24 protein-coding genes are annotated in these 24,682 nt (G+C 70.7%); 15 read left to right on the top strand and 9 right to left on the bottom strand.

What is annotated here, in order from left to right:
- The 5 genes from VGL30_RS04450 to VGL30_RS04430 all read right to left on the bottom strand — a co-directional run.
- Positions 1–650, bottom strand: a 650-nt coding sequence (locus VGL30_RS04450; protein WP_331537202.1) for a pentapeptide repeat-containing protein, incomplete at its 3' end; no start/stop codon positions are given.
- A 72-nt stretch (positions 651–722) separates the two neighbouring features.
- Positions 723–1,982 carry a pentapeptide repeat-containing protein gene (locus VGL30_RS04445; protein WP_331537201.1) on the bottom strand — a complete coding sequence of 420 codons (1,260 nt, stop codon included), beginning with the start codon at positions 1,980–1,982 and terminating at the stop codon, positions 723–725.
- Between the two features lie 84 nt (positions 1,983–2,066).
- Entirely contained in the window at positions 2,067–2,510 is a 444-nt protein-coding gene (locus VGL30_RS04440) for a bifunctional diaminohydroxyphosphoribosylaminopyrimidine deaminase/5-amino-6-(5-phosphoribosylamino)uracil reductase RibD (protein WP_331537199.1), read from the bottom strand.
- Between the two features lie 241 nt (positions 2,511–2,751).
- On the bottom strand, positions 2,752–3,507 hold the full coding sequence (locus tag VGL30_RS04435) for a TonB-dependent receptor plug domain-containing protein (RefSeq protein WP_331537197.1): 756 nt from the start codon (positions 3,505–3,507) through the stop codon (positions 2,752–2,754).
- A 143-nt stretch (positions 3,508–3,650) separates the two neighbouring features.
- The gene (locus VGL30_RS04430; protein ID WP_331537195.1) at positions 3,651–4,361 is read right to left on the bottom strand and encodes a 2,3-bisphosphoglycerate-dependent phosphoglycerate mutase; all 711 of its coding nucleotides are present in this window, start codon (positions 4,359–4,361) and stop codon (positions 3,651–3,653) included.
- A gap of 103 nt (positions 4,362–4,464) precedes the next feature.
- On the opposite strand from VGL30_RS04430, the gene VGL30_RS04425 reads away from it, so the two are divergent.
- The 3 genes from VGL30_RS04425 (at position 4,465) to VGL30_RS04415 (ending at position 7,263) form a co-directional block, all read left to right on the top strand.
- Positions 4,465–4,710 carry a hypothetical protein gene (locus VGL30_RS04425; RefSeq protein WP_331537193.1) on the top strand — a complete coding sequence of 82 codons (246 nt, stop codon included), beginning with the start codon at positions 4,465–4,467 and terminating at the stop codon, positions 4,708–4,710.
- Complete coding sequence (locus tag VGL30_RS04420) at positions 4,707–5,672, top strand: KpsF/GutQ family sugar-phosphate isomerase (RefSeq protein ID WP_331537191.1); 966 nt, start codon at positions 4,707–4,709, stop codon at positions 5,670–5,672. The genes VGL30_RS04425 and VGL30_RS04420 overlap by 4 nt, the downstream gene beginning before the upstream one ends.
- Before the next feature lie 88 nt (positions 5,673–5,760).
- Positions 5,761–7,263, top strand: a complete 1,503-nt coding sequence (locus tag VGL30_RS04415; RefSeq protein WP_331537189.1) for a phosphomannomutase/phosphoglucomutase — start codon at positions 5,761–5,763, stop codon at positions 7,261–7,263.
- A gap of 52 nt (positions 7,264–7,315) precedes the next feature.
- Here VGL30_RS04415 and VGL30_RS04410 read toward each other — a convergent pair whose 3' ends face one another.
- Together VGL30_RS04410 and glmM are read right to left on the bottom strand one after the other, a co-directional pair.
- Positions 7,316–7,480, bottom strand: coding sequence for a hypothetical protein (locus VGL30_RS04410; protein ID WP_331537187.1), 165 nt, complete (start codon positions 7,478–7,480; stop codon positions 7,316–7,318).
- Positions 7,481–7,714: 234 nt separating this feature from the next.
- A complete protein-coding gene (gene glmM, locus VGL30_RS04405; protein WP_331537185.1) occupies positions 7,715–9,067 on the bottom strand; it encodes a phosphoglucosamine mutase in 1,353 nt (450 codons plus the stop codon).
- Between the two features lie 112 nt (positions 9,068–9,179).
- On the opposite strand from glmM, the gene glmS reads away from it, so the two are divergent.
- From glmS to VGL30_RS04390, 3 genes are all read left to right on the top strand, one after another.
- Positions 9,180–10,997: a glutamine--fructose-6-phosphate transaminase (isomerizing) gene (gene glmS, locus VGL30_RS04400; protein ID WP_331537183.1), complete on the top strand. Its 1,818-nt coding sequence runs from the start codon at positions 9,180–9,182 to the stop codon at positions 10,995–10,997.
- 74 nt (positions 10,998–11,071) lie between these two features.
- Complete coding sequence (locus VGL30_RS04395) at positions 11,072–11,941, top strand: UTP--glucose-1-phosphate uridylyltransferase (RefSeq protein ID WP_331537181.1); 870 nt, start codon at positions 11,072–11,074, stop codon at positions 11,939–11,941.
- Between the two features lie 11 nt (positions 11,942–11,952).
- Entirely contained in the window at positions 11,953–12,813 is an 861-nt protein-coding gene (locus VGL30_RS04390; RefSeq protein WP_331537179.1) for an NAD-dependent epimerase/dehydratase family protein, read from the top strand.
- 48 nt (positions 12,814–12,861) lie between these two features.
- Here VGL30_RS04390 and VGL30_RS04385 read toward each other — a convergent pair whose 3' ends face one another.
- Complete coding sequence (locus tag VGL30_RS04385; RefSeq protein ID WP_331537177.1) at positions 12,862–13,611, bottom strand: alpha/beta hydrolase; 750 nt, start codon at positions 13,609–13,611, stop codon at positions 12,862–12,864.
- Positions 13,612–13,691: 80 nt separating this feature from the next.
- Here VGL30_RS04385 and VGL30_RS04380 point away from each other — a divergent pair, with 80 nt between their 5' ends.
- The 8 genes from VGL30_RS04380 (at position 13,692) to VGL30_RS04345 (ending at position 21,449) form a co-directional block, all read left to right on the top strand.
- Positions 13,692–14,855: a glycosyltransferase family 4 protein gene (locus VGL30_RS04380; protein WP_331537175.1), complete on the top strand. Its 1,164-nt coding sequence runs from the start codon at positions 13,692–13,694 to the stop codon at positions 14,853–14,855.
- On the top strand, positions 14,855–15,823 hold the full coding sequence (locus tag VGL30_RS04375) for a glycosyltransferase family 9 protein (protein ID WP_331537173.1): 969 nt from the start codon (positions 14,855–14,857) through the stop codon (positions 15,821–15,823). Before VGL30_RS04380 ends, VGL30_RS04375 begins: the two co-directional genes overlap by 1 nt.
- 108 nt (positions 15,824–15,931) lie before the next feature.
- Entirely contained in the window at positions 15,932–16,453 is a 522-nt protein-coding gene (gene infC, locus VGL30_RS04370; protein WP_331537171.1) for a translation initiation factor IF-3, read from the top strand.
- A gap of 138 nt (positions 16,454–16,591) precedes the next feature.
- Positions 16,592–16,792 carry a 50S ribosomal protein L35 gene (rpmI, locus tag VGL30_RS04365; RefSeq protein ID WP_331537169.1) on the top strand — a complete coding sequence of 67 codons (201 nt, stop codon included), beginning with the start codon at positions 16,592–16,594 and terminating at the stop codon, positions 16,790–16,792.
- A 15-nt stretch (positions 16,793–16,807) separates the two neighbouring features.
- A complete protein-coding gene (gene rplT / locus VGL30_RS04360) occupies positions 16,808–17,164 on the top strand; it encodes a 50S ribosomal protein L20 (RefSeq protein WP_331537167.1) in 357 nt (118 codons plus the stop codon).
- 105 nt (positions 17,165–17,269) lie between these two features.
- Entirely contained in the window at positions 17,270–18,382 is a 1,113-nt protein-coding gene (pheS, locus tag VGL30_RS04355) for a phenylalanine--tRNA ligase subunit alpha (RefSeq protein ID WP_331537165.1), read from the top strand.
- The gene (pheT, locus tag VGL30_RS04350; protein ID WP_331537163.1) at positions 18,382–20,805 is read left to right on the top strand and encodes a phenylalanine--tRNA ligase subunit beta; all 2,424 of its coding nucleotides are present in this window, start codon (positions 18,382–18,384) and stop codon (positions 20,803–20,805) included. Before pheS ends, pheT begins: the two co-directional genes overlap by 1 nt.
- 89 nt (positions 20,806–20,894) lie before the next feature.
- Complete coding sequence (locus VGL30_RS04345; RefSeq protein WP_331537161.1) at positions 20,895–21,449, top strand: TIGR00645 family protein; 555 nt, start codon at positions 20,895–20,897, stop codon at positions 21,447–21,449.
- Between the two features lie 358 nt (positions 21,450–21,807).
- Here the strand turns inward: VGL30_RS04345 and VGL30_RS04340 are convergent, their stop codons facing one another.
- Positions 21,808–22,464, bottom strand: a complete 657-nt coding sequence (locus VGL30_RS04340; protein ID WP_331537159.1) for a DUF1134 domain-containing protein — start codon at positions 22,462–22,464, stop codon at positions 21,808–21,810.
- A gap of 155 nt (positions 22,465–22,619) precedes the next feature.
- Between VGL30_RS04340 and lepA the strand changes: the two genes are divergently transcribed.
- Positions 22,620–24,425, top strand: a complete 1,806-nt coding sequence (lepA, locus tag VGL30_RS04335; protein WP_331537157.1) for a translation elongation factor 4 — start codon at positions 22,620–22,622, stop codon at positions 24,423–24,425.
- Positions 24,426–24,682 lie beyond the last annotated feature (257 nt).

The following is a 24,682-nucleotide window of genomic DNA, read 5'->3' as shown; positions in this document are numbered from 1 at the left end:
GTCAGCACCGCCCGCTTCATGGAAGCGCCGGTGAGGTCCGCCCCGCCCAGGTCCGCGCCGGAAAGGTCGGCGCCGTCGAGCACCGCCCGCATCAGCCGGGCGCCCGCCAGGTGCGCGCCGGCGAGCACCGCGTCGGTGAAGTCGCTGGCGGTGGCGATCGTCCCGCTCAGATGGGCGCCCGAGAGGTTCGCGCCGGCGAGAATGGCGTAGTTGAGCTCGCCCGGACGGTTCTCGTGGCGCAGCACGCGGAAGCCGTCGAGCTTGTCCTGGATGGCGATACGCCCCTCGCGCAGGTCGCACCCGGCCATCTGCGCCTGGGCGAGGTTGGCGCCGCGCAGGCAGGCGCCGCGCAGGTCGGCCCGGACAAGGATGGCCTTGCGCAGGTCGGCGTTGCGCAGGTCGCAGCCGAACAGGTTGGCGCGGGCCAGCCGGGTTCCTACCAGCTTGGCGCCGTCGAAGATCGAGGCGGAGAGGTCGGCGTCGGAAAGGTCGCGGCCCGAGAGGTCGACGCCGGAGAAGTCGACGAACCGCAGGGAGGCGCGCTTGCCGCCGGGACGGCCGCTGAGCAGGCGCTCGTGGGCGCCGACCACCAGCTCGATCTCGCCGACGGACAGGCGCCGGCCGCCGGATAGCGCAGCAGCTGTGGACACGGACGAACCCCTCACGTCGACTCTCAAGGCCAAGCTAGGCCCCGGGCGCGACCGAATGGTTAACCGCGAAGCTTAAAGCGCCGATTCCAATCCCTTGGCGCCCTGCCGCGCCGCGCCCGTCAGATTGACTTCCTTGAGGACGGCGGCGGTGAAGTTGGCCCGCGACAGGTCGGCGTCGACGAAGACGGCGTGGCTCACGTCCGCGCCGGAGAGGTCGGTGGCCTTCAGGGCGGCCCCGGTCATGTCGCACGGCAGGATGCGGTCGCCGCCCAGCAGCAGCGGCCCCATCTGGGCTTCGCGCAGGTCGGCGCTCGAGAGCTTGGCCCCCACCAGGCGCGCCCCCCGCAGGTCGGCCCGGCGCAGGTTGCAGGCGCGCAGGTCGGCCCCTTCCAGATGGGCGCCCTGCAGCTGCACGCCCTCCATGTCGAGGCCGTAGAACACCGCGTCCTTGGCCGAGAGCGCCGTGAGGTTGAAGCCCTTGATGCTGCCGAGCGAACGCAGGTCCGCGCCGGAAAAGTCCGAGGGCTTGCCCTCCTGGCCGCCGGTCTCGCACCACTTGGCGTGGTCGCCGATCATGGTCTCGTAGGGCAGGTCCTGCACCGCCTTGCCCACCGGCTCGTCGGTGAGCACGCCGGCCATCTTCGCGTCGCTGACGTTCCAGGAGAAGGTCCGCGCGCCCACCAGCACGCAGTCGCGCAGGTCCGCGCCGGCCAGGTCCGCGCCGGAAAGGTCGGCGCCGGCCATGTTCGCGCCGGTCATCGTCGCCTGCTTGAGATTCGCCCGCACCATCTTGGCGTCCTTGAGGATCGCGTCGGTGAAGTCGGCGCGGATCGCCACCACCCCGGACAGGCGCGAGCGCTCCAGGTTGGCGCCGGCCAGGATGGCGCCCTGCATCTGGCCCGGCCGGTGGGCGGCCTCGATCATCCGCAGGCCCTTCTCGGCGTCCACCGCGGCGATGGTGCCTTCGCGCAGGTCGGCCTCGAACATGTCCGCGCCGGTGAGGTTGGCGCCGCGCAGGCAGGCGCCGCGCAGGTCGGCCCGGCGGAGCGAGGCTTCCCGCAGGTCCGCGTGCTGCAGGTCGGCGCCGTAGAGGTTGGCGTGGTCCAGGCGCACGCCCGCCATCCGGCAGTCGGCGAGGATGGCGCCGGTGAAGTCGGCGTCGCAGAGGTTCTTGCCGCTGAGGTCGAGGCCGCTCAGGTCGCGCCAGGCGAAGACCGCCCGCGCCCCGCCGGGCTTGGAGGTCCAGAGCCGGTCGTGCTTGGCGCAGATGGCCTCCACCTCGGCCTGGCTGAGCCGGTTGGAGGGCGGGGTCATCGCGGGCTTCAGGGGCATGGCGGTGGGGTTTGAATTGCTCGACGCCGGCAGCTTATCGAACGCCGATTAACGGAAAATTTCCGCTGTTTACAACCGCCTATGTCAATCCGCCGCAGGCCGGTAGGCGGCGTAGAGGGCGCCCGCTTCGTCGGCCAGCACGCCCGATTCGACGGCGACGCCGACGGCGCGCAGCCGCTCCCCCCCCTGGCCGGCGGCGAAGCGCGAGGCGTCCTCGCAGGCGATCACCACCCGGGCCACGCCCGCCGCGGCCAGCAGCTCGGAACAGGAGCGCCCGCCGCCGGAGCGGACCCCGCACGGCTCGAGGGTGACATAGGCCACAGCTCCGCGCGCGGCGGGCCCGGCCTGGGCCAGGGCCTGCTCCTCGGCGTGGGGCCGCCCGCCCGCGGCGGTCGCCCCCTCGCCCACCACCCGGCCGGCGCTGACGATCACGCAGCCCACCGTGGGATTGGCCCCCGTGCGGCCGAGGCCGTCGCGCGCCAGGTCGATGGCGCGGCGCATGTGGGCGGGGTCGTCGGCGGTGGACATGCGGCGTTTGTGGACCATCCGCCCGGCCCGCGCCAAGCGGTTCCGAAGTGACCCTTCCCCCTCGGGGGCGGAGCGGCGGGAGAGCCGGTCGGAGGGCGGCCCTCGCCGGCCGCCTGCCCGGCGCGACGAAGCTATTCGAGGTATTGCGTCCGCAGCCTGGCGATCTCGGCCGGACCCCACCGCGCTTCGATGGCGCCGAAGGCGTACTGCAGGATCGGGCGGCCGAATTTGCGGATCATCGTCAGAACCTCACCAACCCTTCGACACCAAAGGTGCGCGGGTCATTGAAGATGCCGTACGTCCCGAGGGAGGCGTTGAAGTTCCTCAGGAAGACATGCTGTTCATTGAAGAGGTTGCGCGCCCACAGCGCCACCTGCAGACGAGCGTCGCAGCCGCCCATGCGGATGTCGCTGATCGCCACCCGGCCGTTCACGATGAAGGACTTGTCGCTAAGGTGAGGATCGGTGGTGCTCGTGGTGACGATGCTGATCGCCCCGCCCTCGGTGTTGCGCCCGAAGAGCGTGCCCTGCGGTCCCTTGAGCACCTCGATCCGCTCGACGTCATAGAGCGCCGACCCCAGGCCCTGCGCGCGACCCAGGTAGACCCCGTCGACATAGACCCCGACCGCTTGATCGCGCGCCGGCTGGTTGGCGTCGCCAAGGGCGCCGATACCGCGCGTCCCGACGGTCAGGGCCGGACTGCGCGCAAAGAAAGGCGCGATCCGCAGCGAGGGGATCGAGCCGTCGCCCAGATCTTCCAGCGATTGCGCATGACGGGCGACGAGATCCTCGCTCTGCAGCGCCGAAATGGAGATCGGCGTGTCCTGGAGCTTGGTTTCCCGCTTCTGGGCGGTGACGACGATCTCGTCCAGGCCGGTCGCGCCATCGGGCCGGGCCGCCTCTGCGCCGTGCGCCGCCGACGCCACGAAAGCTCCCAGGGCGACGGTCGTCAGAAGGAATGTCCGACGCGTGTCGGAGTGAATGATCGTACAGCCCATGCGGCGCCCCTCGGCGTTGTGGGACGCTTGTCGGACCGGCGAATAAACCCGCTATGACGCTTCGATGCGGTTCGGATGACAATGAATGAGGGCCGCCGGGAGGTCCGCTCGTCGGCCGCTGCAATTTAACAACATGACCTCCCTCACACCACCGGCAGGGCGGTGGCGCGGGCTTCGTCGAGGTAGCGGGCGGCGGTGGGCTTCAGCCCCTGGGCCAGCTCGACCACCAGCGGATTGCCGGTGGGGATCTCCACGTCGATGATCTGCTCGGCGGAGAGGTCGAACAGCAGCTTGACGATGGCGCGCAGGGAGTTGCCGTGGGCGGCGACCAGGATGGTCTCGGACCCGCCCAGGTGCGGGACGATCTCGGCGTCCCAGCAGGGCTTCACGCGGTCGAGGGTGGTCTTGAGGCTTTCCGTCCTGGGCAGGGCGAGGCCGGCGTAGCGGCGGTCCCCGGAGAAGTCGTAGGGGCTGTCGGCGGGCAGGTCCGGCGGCGGGACGTCGTAGGAGCGGCGCCAGACCTTCACCTGGTCGGCGCCGTGCAGCCTGGCGGTCTCGGCCTTGTTGAGGCCGGTGAGGCCGCCGTAGTGGCGCTCGTTCAGCCGCCAGTCCTTGGTCTCCGGGACATAGGCCTGGCCGGCGGCGGCCAGCGCCAGCCAGGAGGTGCGGATCGCGCGGGTGAGCACCGAGGTGAAGACGCAGGTGATCTGCAGGTCCCGGGCCTTGATCAGCTCGCCGCCGCGGCGGGCCTGGGCCTCGCCCTCGGGGGTCAGGTCGACGTCGACCCAGCCGGTGAAGCGGTCCTCGAGGTTCCACTGGCTCTGGCCGTGGCGCAGGAGAATGAGCGTCGACAAGGGGCGGGTCTCCGAAGACTGGGGAGCGATGGCGCTAGGGCGGCGGCGGCGCCCCGTCAAGCGCAGGCTTGGCCCGACGCGACGCAACCGGCTATACCGCGGCATGCTCGACCGCCTCTACCTGCCGCTGCTCGCGCTGTTGTCGGTGATGGTCATCGCGCTGGCGGCGGTCTGGCCGCAGGGCCTGGGCGACCAGTCGCCGCCCCCGTTCGGCCGCTCCCCCGTGCAGCGCACGCCGGAAATGCAGGCGGCGATGAAGCGCGAGCAGCAGGCGGCGGAGCAGCGGCTGAACCGCGCCCGCGACGCGGTGCGCGAGCTGCAGACTCAACAGCTCGGTCCCGGCCGATGAGCGCCTCCGACGCCGTCACGGTGGGCCGCCGGGTGCTGCTGGCCGAGGCCGAGGGGCTCAGGGCCCAGGCCGAGGCGCTGGGCCCCGCCTTCGGCCGGGCGGTGGACATATTGTTCGCGGCCACCGGGCGGATCGTCTGCACCGGGGTGGGCAAGTCCGGCCATGTGGCGCGCAAGATCGCCGCCACCTTCGCCTCCACCGGCACGCCGGCCACCTTCGTCCACGCCACCGAGGCCAGCCACGGCGACCTGGGCGCCATCGGGGCCGGCGACGTGGTGCTGGCGCTCTCCAAGACCGGCGAGACCCGCGAGCTGGCCGACGTGATCGCCTACGCCAAGCGCTTCGGCATCCCGATCCTGTCGATGACCGCCGCGCCGGAGAGCGCGCTGGGCCAGGCCGGCGACGTGGTGCTGCAACTGGCCGACGCGCCCGAGGCGGCGGGCGCGCTGAACGCCCCCACCACCTCGACGACCTTGCAGATCGCGCTCGGCGACGCGCTCGCCGTCGCGCTGCTGGAGCGGCGCGGGTTCACGCCGTCGGACTTCGGGACCCTGCATCCGGGCGGCAAGCTGGGGGCCATGCTGCGCACGGTGGCCGACCTGATGCACGGGGCGGACGAACTGCCGCTGGTGGTGCGCGGAACGCCGATGCGCGAGGCGCTGCTGGTGATGACCGAGAAGCGCTGGGGCGTGGTGGGCGTGGTGGAGGCGGACGGGCGGCTGGCCGGGGTGATCACCGACGGCGACCTGCGCCGCCATATCGACGGCCTGCTGGACTATGCGGCGCACGAGGTGATGACCCCGGGTCCGCGCAAGACCGCCCCGCCCGCCATGCTGGCCTCCGAGGCCCTGGCGCTGATGAGCGACCCGGCCCCCGCCGTAACCGTCATGTTCGTGGTCGACGATGGGCGCCCGGTCGGCGTGCTGCACGTGCACGATCTGTTGCGGGCCGGCGTGATGTGACCCGAAACCAGGGCCGCGCGCGCGCGTTCGTTTGGCCTTGACCGTCCTGCCCGTGTAACTAACCCCCCTACCCCGTTCCGGAGGCCAGATGCTGCCAGTTCCCCGCGCCGACCTCGCTCCCAACACCGCGGCCTTCGAGACCATCCCGCTGGTCAAGGCCACCGGCTTCCGCGAATACGACGCGCGCTGGATGTTCGGGCCGGAGATCAACCTGCTGGGCGTGCAGGCGCTGGGCCTGGGGCTCGGGACCTACATCCAGGAGCTGGGCCACTCGAAGATCGTGGTGGGGCACGACTTCCGCTCCTATTCGCTGAGCATCAAGCAGGCGCTGACGCTGGGCCTGATCGGCGCCGGCTGCGAGGTGCTGGACATCGGCCTGGCCCTCTCGCCCACCGCCTATTTCGCGCAGTTCGACCTGGACGCGCCCTGCGTCGCCATGGTCACCGCCAGCCACAACGAGAACGGCTGGACCGGGGTGAAGATGGGCGCCCAGCGGCCGCTGACCTTCGGGCCGGAGGAGATGGGCCGGCTGAAGGAGATCGTGCTGGGCGGCCTGTGGAAGGAACGGCCCGGCGGCGGGCTCACGCAGGTCGAGGGGATGGCCGAGCGCTACATCGCCGACGCCGCCACGCGCGCCAGCATTTCGCGGCCCCTGAAGGTGGTCTGCGCCTGCGGCAACGGCACGGCCGGCGCCTTCGCGCCCGAGGCCCTGCGCCGGATGGGCGTGGCGGTGGTCTACGAGATGGATTGCGAGCTCGACTACACCTTCCCCAAGTACAACCCGAACCCCGAGGACAGCGTCATGCTGCACGCCATGGCCCAGGCGGTGCGCGACTTCGGCGCGGACCTGGCGCTGGGCTTCGACGGCGACGGCGACCGCTGCGGGGTGGTGGACGACGAGGGCGAGGAGATCTTCGCCGACAAGATCGGGCTGATGCTGGCGCGGGACCTGTCGGCCCTGCACAAGGACGCCACCTTCGTGGTGGACGTGAAGTCCACCGGCCTGTTCGCCACCGACGAGGTGCTGCAGGCCAACGGGGCCAACACCGTCTACTGGAAGACCGGCCACAGCTACATCAAGCGCAAGACCTCCGAACTGGGGGCGCTGGCCGGCTTCGAGAAGAGCGGCCACTTCTTCTTCAACCCGCCGATCGGGCGCGGTTACGACGACGGGATCGTCTCGGCCGCGGCGATCCTGGCCATGCTGGACCGCAACCCGGACAGGAAGCTCTCGGACCTGAAGAAAGCCCTGCCGGTGGCCTACACCTCGCTCACCATGTCGCCGCACTGCCCCGACGAGGTGAAGTACCAGGTGGTCGAGGGCGTGGTGGCCGAATACCAGGCGCTGCAGGCGGCCGGCGGCAAGATCCTCGGCCGGGCGATCAGGGAGCTGATCACCGTCAACGGGGTGCGGGTGGCGCTGGAGGACGGCTCCTGGGTGCTGGTGCGGGCCTCGTCCAACAAGCCGGAGATCGTGGTGGTGGTCGAAAGCCTCCGCTCGGCGGACGACATGCGCGCCCTGTTCCGCGAGGAGGTGAGGCCCAGGCTGGCCAAGCGGCCGGAGGTGGGAGCCTACAACCAGGAGATCTGAGGGTCAGGCGCGCGCCTCGGTCACCGAGGCGCCGCTACCGTCGTAGAACGGCCTAGTAGCCGCCGGAGAACAGCGTCAGCAGGCTGGCGGCCACCCAGACCACGCCGGCCCAGAAGGCGGCGGCCAGGACCAGCACGAAGGCGAGGCAGGCGACGGACGACCGGGCGGCCCGGCCCGGGACCCGCACCATTCCGGGAAATGCCAGCTTTGGCCGCATGCTTCCTCCATGTTTCCTCGGCCCACGCCGGTCGAGCGGCGTGGAACATTACGAAGCTGACATGTTTTTTCAGGTTTGGGTAGGGATGTTTTTCGACGTTCGGTCAACGCCGAACGCCCGGAAACCAGAGGCGAAACAGTGGCTTAGGACGTTCCTTATCCTCGGCGCCTCCATGCGCGCCCTTCTTCCCCTTGCGGGAGAAGGAATGAGCTCGGTCGGCTTGAACGGACCTTCCTAGGCGGCCGCCTTCTTCACCGCGCCGGCGATCTCGCGCACCACCTGGCCGACCAGCTTCTCGTCGTCGCCCTCGGCCATGATGCGGATCAGCGGCTCGGTGCCGGAAGCGCGGACGACGATGCGGCCGCAGCCGTTCAGCCGCTCCTGCGCCTCGGCGATGGCGCCTAGCACCTGCTTGTCCTCCAGCGGCTTGCCGGCGGTGAAGCGGACGTTCTCCAGCAGCTGGGGCACCGGGTCGAACTGGCGGGCCAGCGCGCTCATCGGCTGGTCGGATTCCTTCAGCACCGCCAGCACCTGCAGGGCGGCCAGCAGGCCGTCGCCGGTGGTGGAGAAGTCGGACAGGATCAGGTGGCCGGACTGCTCGCCGCCCAGGTTGAAGCCGCCCTCGCGCATCCGGGCCATGACGTAGCGGTCGCCCACCTGGGTGCGCTCCAGCTTCAGGCCGCGCGCCGCGAGGCGCCGCTCCAGCCCGAGGTTGGACATCACCGTGGCCACCACGCCGCCGCCGCGCAGCAGGCCGCGCGTGGCCCACTCGCCGGCGATCAGGGCCATGATCTGGTCGCCGTCCACCACCTGGCCCTTCTCGTCGCAGATCACCAGCCGGTCGGCGTCGCCGTCGAGCGCGATGCCGATGTCGGCGCGGTACTCGCGCACCTGCCGGGCCATGGCGGCCGGATGGGTGGAGCCGCATTCCTGGTTGATGTTGAAGCCGTTGGGCGTGACCCCGACGCGGATCACCTCCGCGCCCAGCTCGTGCAGGGCCTCGGGCGCCACCTTGTAGGCCGCCCCGTTGGCGCAATCGATCACGATGCGCATGCCCGCGAGGCTGAGCCGCCTGGGGAAGGTCGCCTTGGCGATCTCGATGTAGCGCGCCTGGCAGTCGTCGATCCGCTGGACGCGGCCGAGCGCGGTGGGCGAGGCGAGGTTCTGGTTGAGGCCCTCGTCCATCAGCGCCTCGATCTCCAGTTCCTTCTCGTCGGAGAGCTTGTAGCCGTCGGGGCCGAACAGCTTGATGCCGTTGTCGGAGAAGGCGTTGTGCGAGGCCGAGATCATCACGCCCAGGTCGGCGCGCAGGGAGCGGGTCATCATGGCGACGCCCGGCGTCGGCAGCGGGCCGAACTGGCGCACGTCCATGCCCACGCTGGTGAAGCCGGCCACCAGGGCGGTCTCGATCATGTAGCCGGACAGGCGCGTATCCTTGCCGATCACCACCAGGTGGCGGCGCTCGTCGCTGGACATGAACATCTTGCCGGCGGCCATGCCGACGCGCAGGGCCACCTCCGCGGTCATCGGGTGGCAGTTGGCCTCCCCGCGGATTCCATCGGTGCCGAAATAGGCGCGCTTGCTCATGGGACGGCTCGCGAAATGATCGGAAACCCAGATTTTATCGACGTCACGTTTGCGAATGCTAAAGGCGGGACAGGGACGGAGTCGTTCCTCGCTCTATCACAAAGGATCGCCCATGTGCGGCATCATCGGCATCGTGGGAACCCAGCCCGTCCAGGACCGGCTGATCGGCAGCCTGAAGCGGCTCGAATACCGCGGCTATGACTCCGCCGGGATCGCCGGCCATGTGAACGGGACGATCGAGCGCCGCCGCGCCCAGGGCAAGCTCGCCAACCTGGAGGCCCTGGTGGCCGACGCGCCGCTGGACGCCACCACCGGCATCGGCCACACCCGCTGGGCGACGCACGGCAAGCCTTCGGTCCCCAACGCCCACCCGCACTCGGCCGGGCGGGTGACCCTGGTGCACAACGGCATTATCGAGAACTTCGCCGAGCTGAAGGCCGGGCTGGAGGCCCAGGGCCGGGTGTTCGAGAGCCAGACCGACACCGAGGTGGTCGCCCACCTGATGGACGAGGCGCTGGTCTCCGGCAAGGCGCCGCTGGAGGCGCTCAAGGCGGTGCTGGCCAGGCTGACCGGCGCCTACGCCCTGGTGGTGATGATCGCCGGCGAGGAGAACCTGATCCTGGGCGCCCGGCAAGGCCCGGCGCTGGTGGTGGGCCACGGCGACGGGGAGATGTTCCTGGGCTCCGACGCCCTGGCGGTGGGACCTTTCACCAACCGGATCACCCACCTGGAGGAAGGCGATTTCGTCGCCATCGACCGCAAGGGCGCGCAGATCTTCGCCGCCGACGGGAAGCCGGTGAAGCGGCCGGTGCGGATCATCGCGGCCGCCGCCGCCATGGTGGAGAAGGGGAACTACCGGCACTTCATGGTGAAGGAAATCCATGAGCAGCCCGACGCGGTGCAGCACACGCTGTCGGCCTACATCGACCCGATCACCGGCCGGACCACCGCGCCGGGCGGCATGGACCTGGCCTCGGTGGAGCGGCTGCAGATCGTGGCCTGCGGCACGGCGGGCTACGCGGGGGCGATCGCCCGCTATCTGTTCGAGAAGCTGGCGAAGCTGCCGGTGGACGTGGAGGTCGCCTCGGAGTTCCGCTACCGCGAGCCGGCGGTGACCAGGGGCACGCTGGCGCTGGCGATCTCGCAGTCGGGAGAGACGGCCGACACCCTGGCGGCCCTGCGCTGGTGCAAGGCCCAGGGTCTTTCCACCGCCGCGGTGGTCAACGTCCACGAATCGACCATGGCGCGTGAGGCCGACGTGCTGTGGCCCACCCATGCGGGGCCGGAGATCGGGGTGGCCTCGACGAAGGCCTTCACCAGCCAGGTGGCGGCGCTGACCGCGCTGGCCATCGCGGCGGCGGCGGCGCGGGGACATGTGGACGCGGCCGAGGAGGCGCGCCTCTCCCGCCTGTTGCTGGAGGCGCCGCGGCTGATCGTCGAGGCGCTGAAGATGGAGGACGCGCTGCGGGCGCTGGCGCCGGAGCTGGCGAAGGCCCGCGACGTGCTTTACCTCGGCCGGGGCGCGATGTTCCCCCTGGCGCTCGAAGGCGCCCTTAAACTTAAAGAAATCAGTTATATACACGCTGAAGGTTATGCGGCTGGCGAGCTGAAGCACGGGCCGATCGCCCTGATCGACGAGGCGACGCCGGTGATCGTGCTGGCCCCCAGCGACAGCCTGTTCGAAAAGACCATGTCGAACATGAGCGAGGTGAGCGCCCGGGGCGGCCCGATCGTGCTGTTCACCGACGAGGACGGCGCCCGGCACGCTCCGGCCGGCGCCAGGCTGGTGGTGGCTCCCGCTTGCGACCCCATGCTGGCGCCGCTGGTCTACGCCGTGGCGATTCAGCTGCTGGCCTATTACGTCGCCGTACAAAAGGGCGCCGATGTCGATCAGCCGCGCAATCTGGCCAAGTCGGTGACCGTCGAATAGCCAACGCCGAACCCATCGCGGATGGTGGAGTTTAGGCCCGGCCTCGGCTAGTCGAGGCGCGGACGGAGATTGCGATGACCAAACGCGTGCGTAAGGCGGTGCTGCCGGTGGCCGGGCTCGGAACGCGGGTGCTGCCGGCGGGCAAGGCGACGCCCAAGAACCTGCTCAACGTCGTCGACCGGCCGATCCTGGCCTATGTGGTTGCCGAAGCCCGTGCGGCGGGGATCGAACACCTGATCTTCATCATGGGCCGCGGCCAGGGGGCGATTGAAGACTATTTCGACCACAATCCCGAGCTGGAAACCTCCCTGGAATCCAAGGGTAAGACCCAGCTCCTGACTGAAGTTCTGGGCGAGCTGGGCCGGCCGGGCGAGATGAGCTTCGTGCGCCAGATGGCGCCGCTGGGCCTGGGCCACGCGGTTTGGTGCGCCCGCGACCTGATCGGTGACGAGCCCTTCGCGGTGATGCTGCCCGACATGCTGATGGCCGCCGACGTCCCGGCGCTGGCCCAGTGCGTCGCGGCCCACGAAAAGGTGGGCGGCAACATCGTGGCCGTCGAGCCCGCCCCGCCCGGCGAGGCGCACAAGTACGGCATCGTGTCGCTGGAGACCTCCGATGGGCGGCTCAACCGGATGACCGGCATGGTGGAGAAGCCCAGGCCCGGAACCGAGCCCTCGAACCTGTTCATCTCCGGCCGCTATGTCCTGCAGCCGCAGATCTTCGAGCTGCTGGGCAGCCAGCAGAAGGGCGCCGGCGGGGAGATCCAGCTCACCGACGCCATGCTACGCCTGCTGGAATCCCAGAGCTTCCACGCCCTGGAGTACGAGGGGACCACCTACGACTGCGGCGACAAGCTGGGACTTTTGCGCGCCAACGTCGCCTTCGCCCTGCGCCGCCCGGACTTCGCCGACGAGGCCCGCCGGGCGATCCAGGCGCTGCTCTAGCGGCCGCCGGCTTGCGCCTGTTCGTCTTCGGCTACGGCTTCTCCGCCCGGGCCCTGGTCCGGCGCCTTCGGCCGCAGGGCTGGGACGTGGCGGCCACCTTCCGGGCCGACGGCGACGCCGACCGGCTGGCCGGCGACGGCGTCGAGCCGGTGCCCTTGTCGGAACCGGAGCTGGTCGGCGCCCGGGCCGCCGGCGCCCAGGCGATCCTGGTCACCGCCCCGCCCGGCGCGCGCGGCTGCCCCGCCCTGCCCCTGCTGGTCCCGGCGCTGGCGCGGGCGGGCGCGTTTCCGGACTGGCTGGGGTATCTCTCGACCACGGGCGTCTACGGCGACCGGCGCGGCGGCTGGGTCACCGAATCCAGCCGGCTGGCCGCCCAGTCCCCGGAGGGCGCGCGGCGGGTGGGCGCCGAGCGCGACTGGCTGCAGGTGGGCGCGGGCATGGGCCTCAGCATGACGCTCTTCCGCCTGCCGGGGATCTACGGGCCGGGCCGCTCGCCCTTCGACCGGCTGCGCCGCGGCGCGGCGCGGCGCATCGCGGCGCCGGGGCAGGTGTTCTCGCGCATCCACGTGGACGACCTGGCGGCGGGTCTGGCCGCCTCCATCGCCCGGCCGCGGGCGGGGCGGGCCTACAACCTCTGCGACGACGAGCCGGCGCCCAATAGCGACGTGCTCGCCTACGCGGCGGGGCTGCTGGGACTGGAGCCGCCGCCGGAGGTCGCCCTGGCCGACGCCGCCCTGCCCCCGGCGGCGCAGCGGTTCTATGCGGAAAGCAAGCGGGTCTCCAACGCGCGGGCCAAGGCCGAGCTGGGCTGGCGGCCGGCGTTTCCGACCTATCGCGAAGGCCTGCGGGCGGTGCTCGCCGCGGGCGGCTGACAAGCTTTCCTCCCCGTCCTCTTCGGGACGGGGAGGAAAGGAGTGCGGCTACCCCCCCACCTCCTCCACCGCCCCGATCAGCCGCGCGATGTCCTGCGGCCGGGACAGGCGATGGTCGCCGTCCTTGATGAGCGAAAACACCACGTCGGAGCCCTTGATCGCCTGGGCGAGCTCCAGGGCGTGGGGCCAGGGGACGTCGGGGTCCTGGCCGCCCTGCAGGATACGCACGGGGACCTCGATGGGGACCGGCCCCGGCAGGATCGACCAGCGGGCGCCGTCCTCCAGCAGGCTCCGGGTGATCGGGTCGGGGTCGCCGTAGCCCGACGGGCGCAGCCAGACGCCGTCGGCGGCCAGCGCGGCGCGGGCGGCGGCGTCGAGGCCGGGCTCGATCAGGCGCGCGGTGAAGTCGGCGGCCGGGGCGATCAGCACCAGGGCGCGGATGCGGTCGGGCCGCGCAAGCGCCACGAGGCTGGCGAGCCAGCCGCCCATGGAGGAGCCCACCAGCACCAGGTCGCCGCCGTCGGTCAGTTCGTCGATCGCCGCCAGCGCGTCCTCGCGCCAGCGGGTGACGGTCCCCTGCCGGAAGTCGCCGGAGGACTCGCCATGGCCGAAATAATCGAAGCGGAGATAGGCGCGCCCACGGGCCAGGGCCCGGTCGGCCAGGGCCTGGGCCTTGGTCCCCGCCATGTCGGAGCGGAAGCCGCCCAGCCACACCGCTGCGGGCCCCGCCCCGGCCACGCGGCGCCAGGCCAGCCGCTCGCCGCCCGGCCGGCCCAGGAATCCCGACGTCTCGCCCACGATGCCTCGCTCCGTTCACGTTCGCGCCGTCCGTTGCCGTCGCGCTTTACCAAACCCTGGGAGACGCTATCAAAGGCGCCGTGACCCTGCCGCCCGACTTCACCCTTCTGCAGGTCGTGCCGGAACTGGAAACCGGCGGCGCCGAGCAGACCACCATCGACGTCGCCCAGGCCGTGGTCAGGGCCGGCGGCCGCGCGCTGGTGGCCACGCGCGGCGGCCGCATGACCGCCCGGCTGGAGGCCGACGGGGCCCGGCTGGCGCAGATGCCGGTGCAGTCGAAGAACCCGCTGGTGATGCTGGGCAACGCCGCGCGGCTGGTCGACCTGATCCGGCGCGAGAAGGTCTCCATCGTCCACGCCCGCTCCCGCGCCCCGGCGTTCTCGGCGCTGTGGGCCGCGCAGAGCACCAGGACGCCGTTCGTGGCCACCTATCACGGGGTCTACAACGCCAAGAACAAGCTGAAGCGCTGGTACAATGCGGTGATGACCCGCGGCGACCTGGTGATCGCCAACTCCAACTACACCCGCGACCACGTGCTGGCCGAGCACCAGCTCGATCCCGGCCGGATCGTCAGCATCCCACGCGGGGTGGACCTGGCGCGCTTCAACCCCAGCTGGGTGACGCCCGACCGGGTGGTGGCGCTGCGCAGGGCCTGGGGGGTGGAGGCCGACGACCGGCGGGTGAAGATCCTGCTGGCCGGACGGCTGACCCGCATCAAGGGGCACAGGCTGATCGTCGAGGCGGCGGCGCTGCTGAAGGCCCAGGGGCGGGAGGATTTCCTGATCCTGTTCGTGGGCGACCCGCGCGGCAACGCCGACTACCTCGCCGAGGTCGAGCGGGCGATCGCCGATGCGGGCCTCACAGGCCAGATCCGCGTGGTCGGCCACTGCGACGACATGCCGGCCGCCTATCTGGTGGGCGATGCGGCCATGCTGCCCACCACCAAGCCGGAATCCTTCGGGCGGACCGCCGTGGAGCCGCAGGTGATGGGCAAGCCGGTGATGGCCTCCAACCACGGCGGGGTGACCGAGACCGTGGTTTCCGGCGAGACCGGCTGGCTGGTGAAGAACGACGACCCCGACGCCTGGGCCGCGGCGCTGGGCCGGGTGCTGGACGCGGGCCCGGGACGGCTGGCCGCCATGGGCCAGGCGGCGGCGAACCGGGCGCGGCGGCTCTATTCGGTGGACACCATGTGCGAGGCGACGCTGGCGGCCTACCGCCAGGTGCTGGAGGCGCGGGCCTGATGCCCCCGCGGGACCCCGAGAAGGTCCTGGTCATCAAGCTCGGGCCGCTGCGCCAGTTCGTGCTGGCCGCCGCCGCCATGCGCCAGATCCGGGCGGCCCATCCGCAGGCGCACGTCACGCTCCTGACCACCCTGCCCTTCGAGAGCCTGGCCAAGGCCTCGCCGTATTTCGACGCGGTCGAATCGGACGGGGACGCCAAGGGTCTCGGGGAATGGCTCGGCCTGATCGGCCGCCTGCGCCGGGCGCGCTACGACCGGGTCTACGACCTGCAGGCCTCGCGCACCTCCAAGGCGATCCACCTGGGGCTGGGACCGGTCGGCCCGGCCTGGTCGGGCGCGGGCCCGCTGCGCGGGCCGGGCCGGGCGCATCCGCTGGACCGGCAGGCCGCCCAGCTCAAGGCGGCCGGCGCCTGGCCGGACGCGGCCGCCGGGCCGGGGGACGCGCCGCCGCCGGACCTGTCCTGGATCCTGAAGACCGCGCCGGCCGAACGGCCGGTGCGCGACGGGATCAACCGGCGGGCCTATGTGCTGCTGATCCCCGGCGCCTCGGAGACGCCGCCCTCGCTGCGCTGGCCCCCGGAGCGGTACGGCGAGCTGGGCCGGCTGCTGCGGCAGCGGGGTTTCGACGTGGTGATCGTCGGCGCGCCGCAGGACGGCGACGTGGCCCGCGCCATCCAGCACCAGGTTCCCGGCGCCCGCGACCTGACCGGCGGGCCGGACTTCGCCCGGGTGGCGCTGCTGGGCGCGCGGGCGGCGGCGGTGATCGGGGCGGACGCCGGCCTGCTGCACCTGGCGTCGGCGGCCGGGGCGCCCGCCATCGTGGTCTGCCCGAAGGCCGCCGACCCGGCGCTCAGCGCGCCGCGCGGGCACGTGACGGTGCTGCAGGCCGGCGAAATGGCCGAGCTGCCGGCGGCCACGGTGGCCCAGGCGGTGGATTCCCTGTCTCCGGCCGGCGCGCGCAGCGCTTGATCGGACGGGCCTGCGTCGTCATATACTCGTTCTGAATATCCGGCCCGCAGCGCGCGTCGGGTGATTCGCGCTGCAACAACATACGGAGCATTGCCGATTCGTCGTCCCATGCAGACGCCACCCGTCAAGGACGGGCCGCGCATCAACGAAGACATTCGAGTCCCCAAGGTCCTGCTGATCGATCAGCACGGCGAGAAACAAGGCGTGATGCCCACGTCTTCCGCCATGGAGGCCGCCGAGGAGGCGGGCCTGGATCTGGTGGAGATCGTTCCCGGCGCCGATCCGCCGGTCTGCAAGATCCTCGACTATGGCAAGTTCCGCTTCCAGGAACAGAAAAAGAAGAACGAGGCGCGCAAGCGCCAGAAGGTGGTGGAGCTCAAGGAAATCAAGCTCCGGCCCAACATCGACGTGCACGACTACGACGTGAAGGCGCGCTCGATGCACCGGTTCTTCGAGGAGGGCGACAAGGTCAAGGTGACCCTGCGCTTCCGCGGCCGCGAGCTGGCGCACCCGGAGCTGGGCATGAAGCTGCTGCAGAAGGTCCGCGCCGACTTCGAGCCGATCGCCAAGTGCGAGTACGAGCCCCGCATGGAGGGCCGCCAGATGATCATGATCCTGGCGCCCCGGTGAGGCGCGTCCCACCGCGCTAGTCCTTGCCTTTGCGGCGCCTTTCCCGTATTGGACCGCCCCTTCGGAGCCGTCTGGCCAATGGCATGCCAGGACGGCTCATCAAGACTCCAGAGGACGGGGCTTCGGCCTCGCAGCGAAATGCCGAAACTGAAGACCAAGTCGGGCGCCAAGAAGCGCTTCAAGATCACCGCGACTGGAAAGCTGAAGGCCGGCGTCGCCGGCAAGCGCCACCGCCTGATCAGCCACTCGAGCAAGTACATCCGGCAGAACCGGGGCACCAAGGTGATGAGCGAGGCCGACTCCAAGACCATCCGCACCTACCTGCCCTACGGCCTTTGATCGGAGCGCTGACACATGGCTCGCGTTAAACGGGGCGTCGTTTCCCACGCCCGTCACAAGAAGGTTCTCGAGCAGGCCAAGGGGTTCTACGGCCGGCGCAAGAACACCATCCGCACCGCCAAGGCCGCCGTCGACAAGGCCGGCCAGTACGCCTACCGCGACCGCAAGGTCCGCAAGCGGAACTTCCGCTCGCTGTGGATCCAGCGGATCAACGCCGCGGCGCGGCTGGAAGGCCTGACCTACGCCCGATTTATCCACGGCCTCGACCTGGCCGGGATCGAGATGGACCGCAAGGTTCTCGCCGACATCGCCGGCGCCGACCCCACAGGCTTCAAGGCCATCGCCGACAAGGTCCGCGCCGCCCTGGCTTGAGGTCGCGTCCTGCCGCGACCGCATGAAAAGCCCTCCGGCGCCGCGTCGGAGGGCTTTTTGCCGTCCGCATTGCGCAATCTGGCCATCACGCTCTAGAGCACCCCTATGACCGACCTATCGCAACTCGAGGCCGAGCTCTCGGCCCGCATCGACGCCGCGGCCGACACCGGGGCCCTCGAGGCCGTGCGGGTGGCGGCGCTGGGCAAATCCGGCCAGGTGTCGGAGCTGCTCAAGTCCCTGGGCGGGCTGAGCCCGGAGGCGCGGCGCGAGCAGGGCCCGCTGATCAACGGCCTGCGCGACCGGATCACCACGCGCATCGCCGGGCGCAAGGCGACGCTGGAGGCCGTGGAGCTGGACGCCCAGCTGGCCGCCGGCCGCCTCGACCTGTCGCTGCCGCCCCGCCCGCGGCGCAAGGGCGCCGTGCATCCCACCATGCAGGTGATGGACGAGATGGTCGCCATCTTCGCCGAGATGGGCTTCGCGGTGGCCGAGGGGCCCGACATCGAGGACGACTTCCACAATTTCACCGCGCTGAATTTCCCGCCGAAGCACCCGGCGCGGGAGATGCACGACACCTTCTTCCTGCAGGCCGGCGCCGAGGGCGAGCGCAAGGTGCTGCGCACCCACACCAGCCCGGTGCAGGTGCGGGTGATGCAGAAGACCAACCAGAAGCCCGCCGCCCCCTGGATCGCCACAGGCCAGGACCCGCCGATCCGGGTGATCGTGCCGGGGCGGACCTATCGCTCGGACTCGGACGCCACCCACACGCCGATGTTCCACCAGGTGGAGGGGCTGGTCATCGATCGGGCGATCCACATGGGCCACCTGAGGTGGACGCTGGACGCCTTCATCGCCCGCTACTTCGAGACCTCCGCGGTGGAGACCCGCTTCCGGCCGCACCACTTCCCGTTCACCGAACCCTCGGCGGAGATGGACGTGCGCTGCGACCGCTCGGGCTCCGAGATCAGGATCGGCCAGGGCTCCGACTGGATGGAGATCGTCGGCTGCGGGATGGTGCACCCCAATGTGCTGCGCAACTGCGGCCTCGACCCCGACGAGTGGCAGGGCTTCGCCTTCGGCTTCGGCGTCGACCGGCTGGGGGCGCTGAAGTACGGCATGCCCGACCTGCGCGACATGTTCGCCGCCGACACCCGCTGGCTGGCCCACTACGGCTTCTCGCCCTTCGCCATGCCGAATCCCGCCACGGGGCTGTCGTAATGAAGTTCACCCTTTCCTGGCTCAAGGAGCACCTGGACACCGACGCCACGGTTCAGCAGGTGGTCGAGGCCATGACCATGGCCGGTCTGGAGGTCGAGCACGTCGAGGACCCGGCCGCCAGGCTCGCGCAGTTCTCCGTGGCGAAGATCGTCGAGGCGGTCCAGCACCCCAACGCCGACCGCCTGCGCGTCTGCCAGGTGGACACCAAGGACGGCCGCCAGGAGATCGTCTGCGGCGCGCCCAACGCGCGGGCTGGCCTGACCGTCATCTACGCCCCCGTCGGCGCCTATGTGCCCGGCTCCGGCGTGACCCTGGAGGCGCGGCCGGTGCGCGGCGTGGTCTCCAACGGCATGCTCTGCTCGGCCAGGGAGCTGGGGGTGGCCGAGGAGTCCGACGGCATCCTGGAGCTGCCGGATACGCTGGCCGTCGGCCGCAGCGCCGCCGAGGCCCTCGGCCTGGAGGCGGTGATCGACTTCGAGGTCACGCCCAACCGGCCGGACTGGCTGGGCGTGCACGGCGTCGCCCGCGACCTGGCCGCGGCCGGCCTGGGGACCCTGAAGCCGGACTCCGCCGCGCCGGTGAAGGGGACGTTCCCCTCCCCCATCGAGATCCGCGTCGACGGCGACGCCTGTCCGCTGTTCGCCGGCCGGCTGATCCGCGGCGTGAAGAACGGCCCCTCGCCCGCCTGGCTGCAGCAGCGGCTGGCCTCCATCGGGCTGCGCCCCATCAACGCCCTGGTGGACGTCACCAACCTGATCTCCTACGACCGCGCCCGGCCGCTGCACGTCTATGACCGCGCCCACCTGGTGGGGAACGTCGTCGAGGCGCGCCTGGGCCGCGGCCCGGCCGAGCCCGGCGCCGGCGCCGCGCCCTCGCCGGCGGCGCATCGGGACGAACAGCTGATCGCCCTCGACGGCAAGACCTACGACATCACGCCGGAGATGTGCGTCATCGCCGACGCCGGTGGGGAGCGCCCGATCGGCCTGGGCGGGGTGATGGGCGGCGCCTCCACCGGCTGCACCGAGGCCACCACCGAGGTGTTCGTGGAAAGCGCCTGGTTCGACCCGATCCGCACCGCCCAGACCGGCCGGACCACGGGCGTCGCCTCCGACGCCCAGTACCGGTTCGCCCGTGGGGTGGACCCGCAGGGCGTGGTCCCGGGCCTGGACCAGGCCACCCGCCTGATCCTGCAGCTTTGCGGCGGCGAGGCTTCGCAGGTCGTGGTGGCCGGCGAGGCGCCCGCCCCGCCCGGCCCGATTCCCTTCGACCGCTCATACGTCAGGAAGCTCTCCGGCCTGGACGTCGGCGCGGCGCGGATCGACGCCATCCTGGCGGCCCTGGGCTTCGCCGTCGGGCGCGACGCGGTGACGCCGCCGTCGTGGCGGCGCGACGTGGCGGGCAAGGCCGACCTGGTGGAGGAAGTCGCGCGGATCGAGGGCTACGGCGCCCTGCCCGCCGAGCCGCTGCCGCCGATCGCCCGGCCGGCCGGCGGGGTGCTGACCGTGCGCCAGACCCGGATCCGCAACGCACGCCGCGCGCTGGCGGCCCTGGGCTACGCCGAGGCGGTGACCTGGAGCTTCCTGAAGCGCGACACGGCCAGGATATTCGGCGGCGGGGACGAAAGCCTGGTGCTCGCCAACCCCATCGCCTCGGACCTGGAATGCATGCGCCCCTCGCTGCTGCCCAACCTGATCGAGGCGGCGGGGCGCAACGCCCGCAAGGGCTTCCCCGACGCGGCGCTGTTCGAGGTGGGGCCGATCTATCGCGGCGACCAGCCGGGCGACCAGGCGGCGGCCCTGGCCGGCCTCATCGCCCCGCATCCTCCGCGCCACTGGGACGGCGATGGCGGGGAACCGCTGTTTGCGCTCAAGGGCGACCTGATGGCGCTGCTGGCCGAGCTGGGCGCGCCGTCCCTGCAGCTCGTGCAAGTGGGTGCATCCGACTGGTGGCGGCCCGGACGGGCGGCCCGGCTGCAGCTGGGCCCCAAGACCCTCGTCGCCGAGTTCGGCGAGATCCACCCGCGGGTGCTCAAGCGCCTGGACGTCGAGGGCCCCATGCTGGCCTTCGAGGTCGACCTGGACGCCCTGCCCGAACCCAAGAAGAAGGCGGTGAAGACCCGGCCGGCCCTGGTGCTCTCGCCGCTGATGCCGCTGACCCGCGACTTCGCCTTCCTGGTGGCGGCGGATACGGCGGCCGCCGACCTGACGCGCGCCGTGGCCGGGGTGGACAGACAGCTGATCGACGAGGTGCGTGTGTTCGACGTCTACCGCGGCGCCGGCGTCCCGCAGGACGCCAAGTCGGTGGCCGTCGAGGTGGTCATCCAGCCGCGCGACAAGACCCTCACCGACACCGAGATCGAGGCGCTCTCGGCCCGGATCGTTGCGGCCGCGGAAAAGGCCGTCGGAGCGAAGCTGCGGGGCTGAAACGCCTTTTCCTCCCCTGTCCCGCAGAGGGACGGGGGAGGAAAAGGAACGGCCTTGCGCCGCCCGCCTCAAGCGCTACCTCTCAGGCCATGACCCCCACCCCCGCTCGCACGACGACGCACCGCAAGCCCGCCGCCGAGCGGGTGCTGGAAGCCACCCTGTTCCATTCGCGCTGGCTGATGGCGCCCATGTATCTGGGGCTGGTGGTGGCGCTGGCCGCCCTGGTCTGGGTGTTCGCGGCGGAGGCCTGGCGCGAGCTGAGCCACGTCGTCGCCATGTCGCCGGAAGAGGCGATCCTGATGGTGCTGTCGCTGATCGACCTGTCGCTGGCGGGCAACCTGCTGCTGATCGTGATCTTCTCGGGCTACGAGAATTTCGTCTCCAAGATCGACACCGGCGACCACGAGGACCGGCCCGACTGGATGGGCACGGTGGACTTCTCCGGCCTGAAGATGAAGCTGATCGCCTCCATCGTGGCGATCTCGGCCATCGCGCTGCTGCGCGCCTTCATGCGCCTGGCGGAGGGCGAGGCCATCGCCGACCGCACGCTCACCTGGCTGGTGACGATCCATGTGACCTTCGTGGTGTCGGGCGTGCTGCTGGCGGTGATGGACTGGCTGGCCGGCAAGGCCGACCGCCACTGACGCTAGAGCACAATGATTTCAGGCGGAATCGCCGGCTCAAAACCCGTTCTAGCTCCCGTCCCCCTGTGTTCAGACCGGGGACATCGGTGACGGGTGTGACGCGTCGAAATGTTCTTCTTTTGTTCTTGATGCACAGCGCCGCCTGAGCTACGCTACGCCCGCGTCATTCGCGCGTGACGGAGCCTCGCAAGGTGTTGACCGGTCAACACCCCAAGGTGTTTACCGGCTGCGCCCCGGTAATACCTCGGAGATCAGACAAGTCATTGATTATACATATATTTTATCCAACTCAGAGGTGTTGTTCGCCACCCCGAAAAACCGCTTCCAACCGAAAGGGTCAGCGCCGGCGGCCGAGGCGCTAGAACGGCAGGATGTTGCGCTTGCGGGTATAGGCCAGGTAGCCGAGGTTCGCGCCCAGGCGCAGGCCGACGCCGGCGCGGACGGGGGCGAGCGTGATGTCCTCGGCGCGCTGATAGTTCACGCCCATGCCGCCCACCAGATAGGCCGAGCCTTCGACCCCGGGGAAGCGCTGAAAGATCGCGTCCGGATATTGCAGGTTGTAGCAGAGGGTGAAGACCCGGCTGGCGTTGCCGCCGAGGTCGAAACCGACGCTGGGGCCCTGCCAGAACACCTCCATCGGCGGCTTGCCCTTCATGTAGAGCAGGCCGCGGCCGTAGCGGGCGCCGACGGTGATGGCCGCCGAGGCCTCCTCGCCGGCGATGTAGCCGGTGGGCTGGCCCTGCTCGTGGAAGGTCCGCTCGACCACGCCGCCGGCCGCCTCGGCGGTGACGCCGAAGAAGTCGGAGATGTTGTTGACGATCTCGTCGTGACTGTAGGTCTCGGCCGGCGGGGAGCCGGCGGGCGGCGGGCCGGCGTGGACCGGCGCGGTTCCGGGCGGCGCAGGCGCGCGGCTGAAGCCCGGTCCGTCGTTATAGGGGTCCCGGGCGCGCGCCGAGGCGCAGCCGACGCTGCCCGCCAGCGCCAGGCCCGAAAGAATGAGGGTGCGACGATCCATACGCCAACGCTCCTTGAGAGGTTCCAGCCCGCCTCCCGTCCCGAAGCGCATCATTGGGGCCATGGGACTTAACGCCCGATTAACCAAGCGCCTCCGGGCTGCGGCAGGGCGACGCGCCCTCGCACACGGGCGCGAATGTGCTAGAGGCAGCGCCCATGTCGACGCCCCTCTCCCATATCCGCAACTTCTCCGTCGTGGCCCACATCGACCACGGCAAATCCACCCTGTCCGACCGGCTGATCCAGCAGACCGGCGGCCTGACGGCGCGGGAGATGAAGGAGCAGGTGCTGGACTCCATGGATATCGAGCGCGAGCGCGGGATCACCATCAAGGCCCAGACCGTGCGGCTGAACTACCGGGCCAGGGACGGCCAGGACTATGTGCTCAACCTGATGGACACCCCCGGCCACGTGGACTTCGCCTACGAGGTCTCGCGCAGCCTGGCGGCCTGCGAAGGCTCGATCCTGGTGGTGGACGCAAGCCAGGGCGTGGAGGCCCAGACGCTGGCCAACGTCTACCAGGCGATCGACAACAACCACGAGATCGTGCCGGTGCTCAACAAGATCGACCTGCCGGCCGCCGAGCCCGAGCGGGTGCGCCAGCAGATCGAGGACGTGATCGGCATCGACGCCTCCGACGCCGTGCTGGCCTCGGCCAAGACTGGCGTCGGCATCGAGGAGGTGCTGGAGGCGGTGGTGCTTCGCCTGCCGCCGCCGAAGGGCGACCGCGAGGCGCCGCTGAAGGCGCTGCTGGTCGACGCCTGGTACGACGCCTACCTGGGGGTGATCGTGCTGGTCCGCGTGTTCGACGGGACGCTGCGCGCCGGCCAGAAGGTGCGGATGATGAACGCCGGGGCGACCTACCAGGTCGACCGCATCGGCGTCTTCCTGCCCAAGCAGACCGAGGTGGACGAGCTGGGGCCCGGCGAGATCGGCTTCATCACCGCCCAGATCAAGGAAGTGGCCGACGCGGCGGTGGGCGACACCATCACCGACGAGCGGCGCCAGACGGCCGCGGCCCTGACCGGCTTCCGCGAGGTGCAGCCGGTGGTGTTCTGCGGCCTGTTCCCCGTGGACGCGGCCGACTTCGAGGACCTGCGCGCCGCCATCGGCCGGCTGCGGCTGAACGACGCCTCCTTCACCTACGAGATGGAGACGTCCGCGGCCCTGGGCTTCGGTTTCCGCTGCGGATTCCTGGGGTTGCTGCACCTGGAGATCATCCAGGAGCGGCTGTCGCGCGAGTTCGACCTGGACCTGATCGCGACCGCGCCCAGCGTGGTCTACAAGATCCAGCTGAACAGCGGCGAGGAGATCGAGCTGCACAACCCGGCCGACCTGCCGGACCCGGTGCAGATCGCCTCGATCAGCGAGCCCTGGATCAAGGCCACCATCCTGACGCCGGACGAATATCTGGGCTCGGTGATCAAGCTCTGCCAGGACCGGCGGGGATCGCAGCGGGAGCTGTCCTACGTGGGCTCGCGGGCGCTCGTAGTCTACGACCTGCCGCTGAACGAGGTGGTGTTCGACTTCTACGACCGGCTGAAGTCGATCTCCAAGGGCTATGCCTCCTTCGACTACCAGCTCGAGGGCCACCGCGAGGGCGACCTCGTCAAGATGTCGATCCTGGTCAACGGCGAGCCGGTGGACGCACTCTCCATGCTGGTGCACCGGGCCCGCGCCGAGACCCGCGGCCGCTCGATGGTGGAGCGGATGAAGGACCTGATCCCGCCGCACATGTTCCAGATCCCGCTGCAGGCGGCGATCGGTGGCCGGATCGTGGCGCGCGAGACCATCCGGGCGCTACGCAAGGACGTCACCGCCAAATGCTACGGCGGCGACGCCAGCCGCAAGCGCAAGCTGCTGGACAAGCAGAAGGCCGGCAAGAAGCGCATGCGCCAGTTCGGCAAGGTGGACATCCCGCAGGAGGCCTTCATCGCGGCGCTGAAGATGGACGCGGACTAGCGACGGGGGGCTCGAAAACGGAGCGCCGTCCGGCGGCTGACCCTGCCGGACGGCCCGGTCTTCCAGGAGGCTCGCCGGACACGCCCGGCGCCGGCGATCGTTCCCCGTCGGCCGGGGCTAGAGCGGGTTGAGGTCAGACGACTCCGTATCCGGAGTTGGCGAAGTAGTTTCGGCATTCGTCGGGAGCGTAGGTTTCGAGCAGCTCGGCGGTGGCGGCCAGGAGGGCGTCGTAGGATCGAGCCTGGGCCTTTCGCAGG

This window comes from Phenylobacterium sp., from assembly GCF_036502675.1.
Lineage (GTDB): Bacteria > Pseudomonadota > Alphaproteobacteria > Caulobacterales > Caulobacteraceae > Phenylobacterium.
This window is presented reverse-complemented; position numbering and strand designations above follow the sequence as displayed.

Coding starts and splice junctions, on each gene's coding strand:
- VGL30_RS04340 (WP_331537159.1), bottom strand. CDS start 22,464: ATGGATCGTCGCACCCTCATTCTTTCGGGCCTGGCGCTGGCGGGCAGC.
- rpmI (WP_331537169.1), top strand. CDS start 16,592: ATGCCGAAACTGAAGACCAAGTCGGGCGCCAAGAAGCGCTTCAAGATC.
- VGL30_RS04345 (WP_331537161.1), top strand. CDS start 20,895: ATGACCCCCACCCCCGCTCGCACGACGACGCACCGCAAGCCCGCCGCC.
- VGL30_RS04445 (WP_331537201.1), bottom strand. CDS start 1,982: ATGCCCCTGAAGCCCGCGATGACCCCGCCCTCCAACCGGCTCAGCCAG.
- VGL30_RS04435 (WP_331537197.1), bottom strand. CDS start 3,507: ATGGGCTGTACGATCATTCACTCCGACACGCGTCGGACATTCCTTCTG.
- infC (WP_331537171.1), top strand. CDS start 15,932: ATGCAGACGCCACCCGTCAAGGACGGGCCGCGCATCAACGAAGACATT.
- rplT (WP_331537167.1), top strand. CDS start 16,808: ATGGCTCGCGTTAAACGGGGCGTCGTTTCCCACGCCCGTCACAAGAAG.
- glmS (WP_331537183.1), top strand. CDS start 9,180: ATGTGCGGCATCATCGGCATCGTGGGAACCCAGCCCGTCCAGGACCGG.
- glmM (WP_331537185.1), bottom strand. CDS start 9,067: ATGAGCAAGCGCGCCTATTTCGGCACCGATGGAATCCGCGGGGAGGCC.
- VGL30_RS04425 (WP_331537193.1), top strand. CDS start 4,465: ATGCTCGACCGCCTCTACCTGCCGCTGCTCGCGCTGTTGTCGGTGATG.
- lepA (WP_331537157.1), top strand. CDS start 22,620: ATGTCGACGCCCCTCTCCCATATCCGCAACTTCTCCGTCGTGGCCCAC.
- VGL30_RS04440 (WP_331537199.1), bottom strand. CDS start 2,510: ATGTCCACCGCCGACGACCCCGCCCACATGCGCCGCGCCATCGACCTG.
- pheT (WP_331537163.1), top strand. CDS start 18,382: ATGAAGTTCACCCTTTCCTGGCTCAAGGAGCACCTGGACACCGACGCC.
- VGL30_RS04395 (WP_331537181.1), top strand. CDS start 11,072: ATGACCAAACGCGTGCGTAAGGCGGTGCTGCCGGTGGCCGGGCTCGGA.
- VGL30_RS04410 (WP_331537187.1), bottom strand. CDS start 7,480: ATGCGGCCAAAGCTGGCATTTCCCGGAATGGTGCGGGTCCCGGGCCGG.
- pheS (WP_331537165.1), top strand. CDS start 17,270: ATGACCGACCTATCGCAACTCGAGGCCGAGCTCTCGGCCCGCATCGAC.
- VGL30_RS04420 (WP_331537191.1), top strand. CDS start 4,707: ATGAGCGCCTCCGACGCCGTCACGGTGGGCCGCCGGGTGCTGCTGGCC.
- VGL30_RS04375 (WP_331537173.1), top strand. CDS start 14,855: ATGCCCCCGCGGGACCCCGAGAAGGTCCTGGTCATCAAGCTCGGGCCG.
- VGL30_RS04415 (WP_331537189.1), top strand. CDS start 5,761: ATGCTGCCAGTTCCCCGCGCCGACCTCGCTCCCAACACCGCGGCCTTC.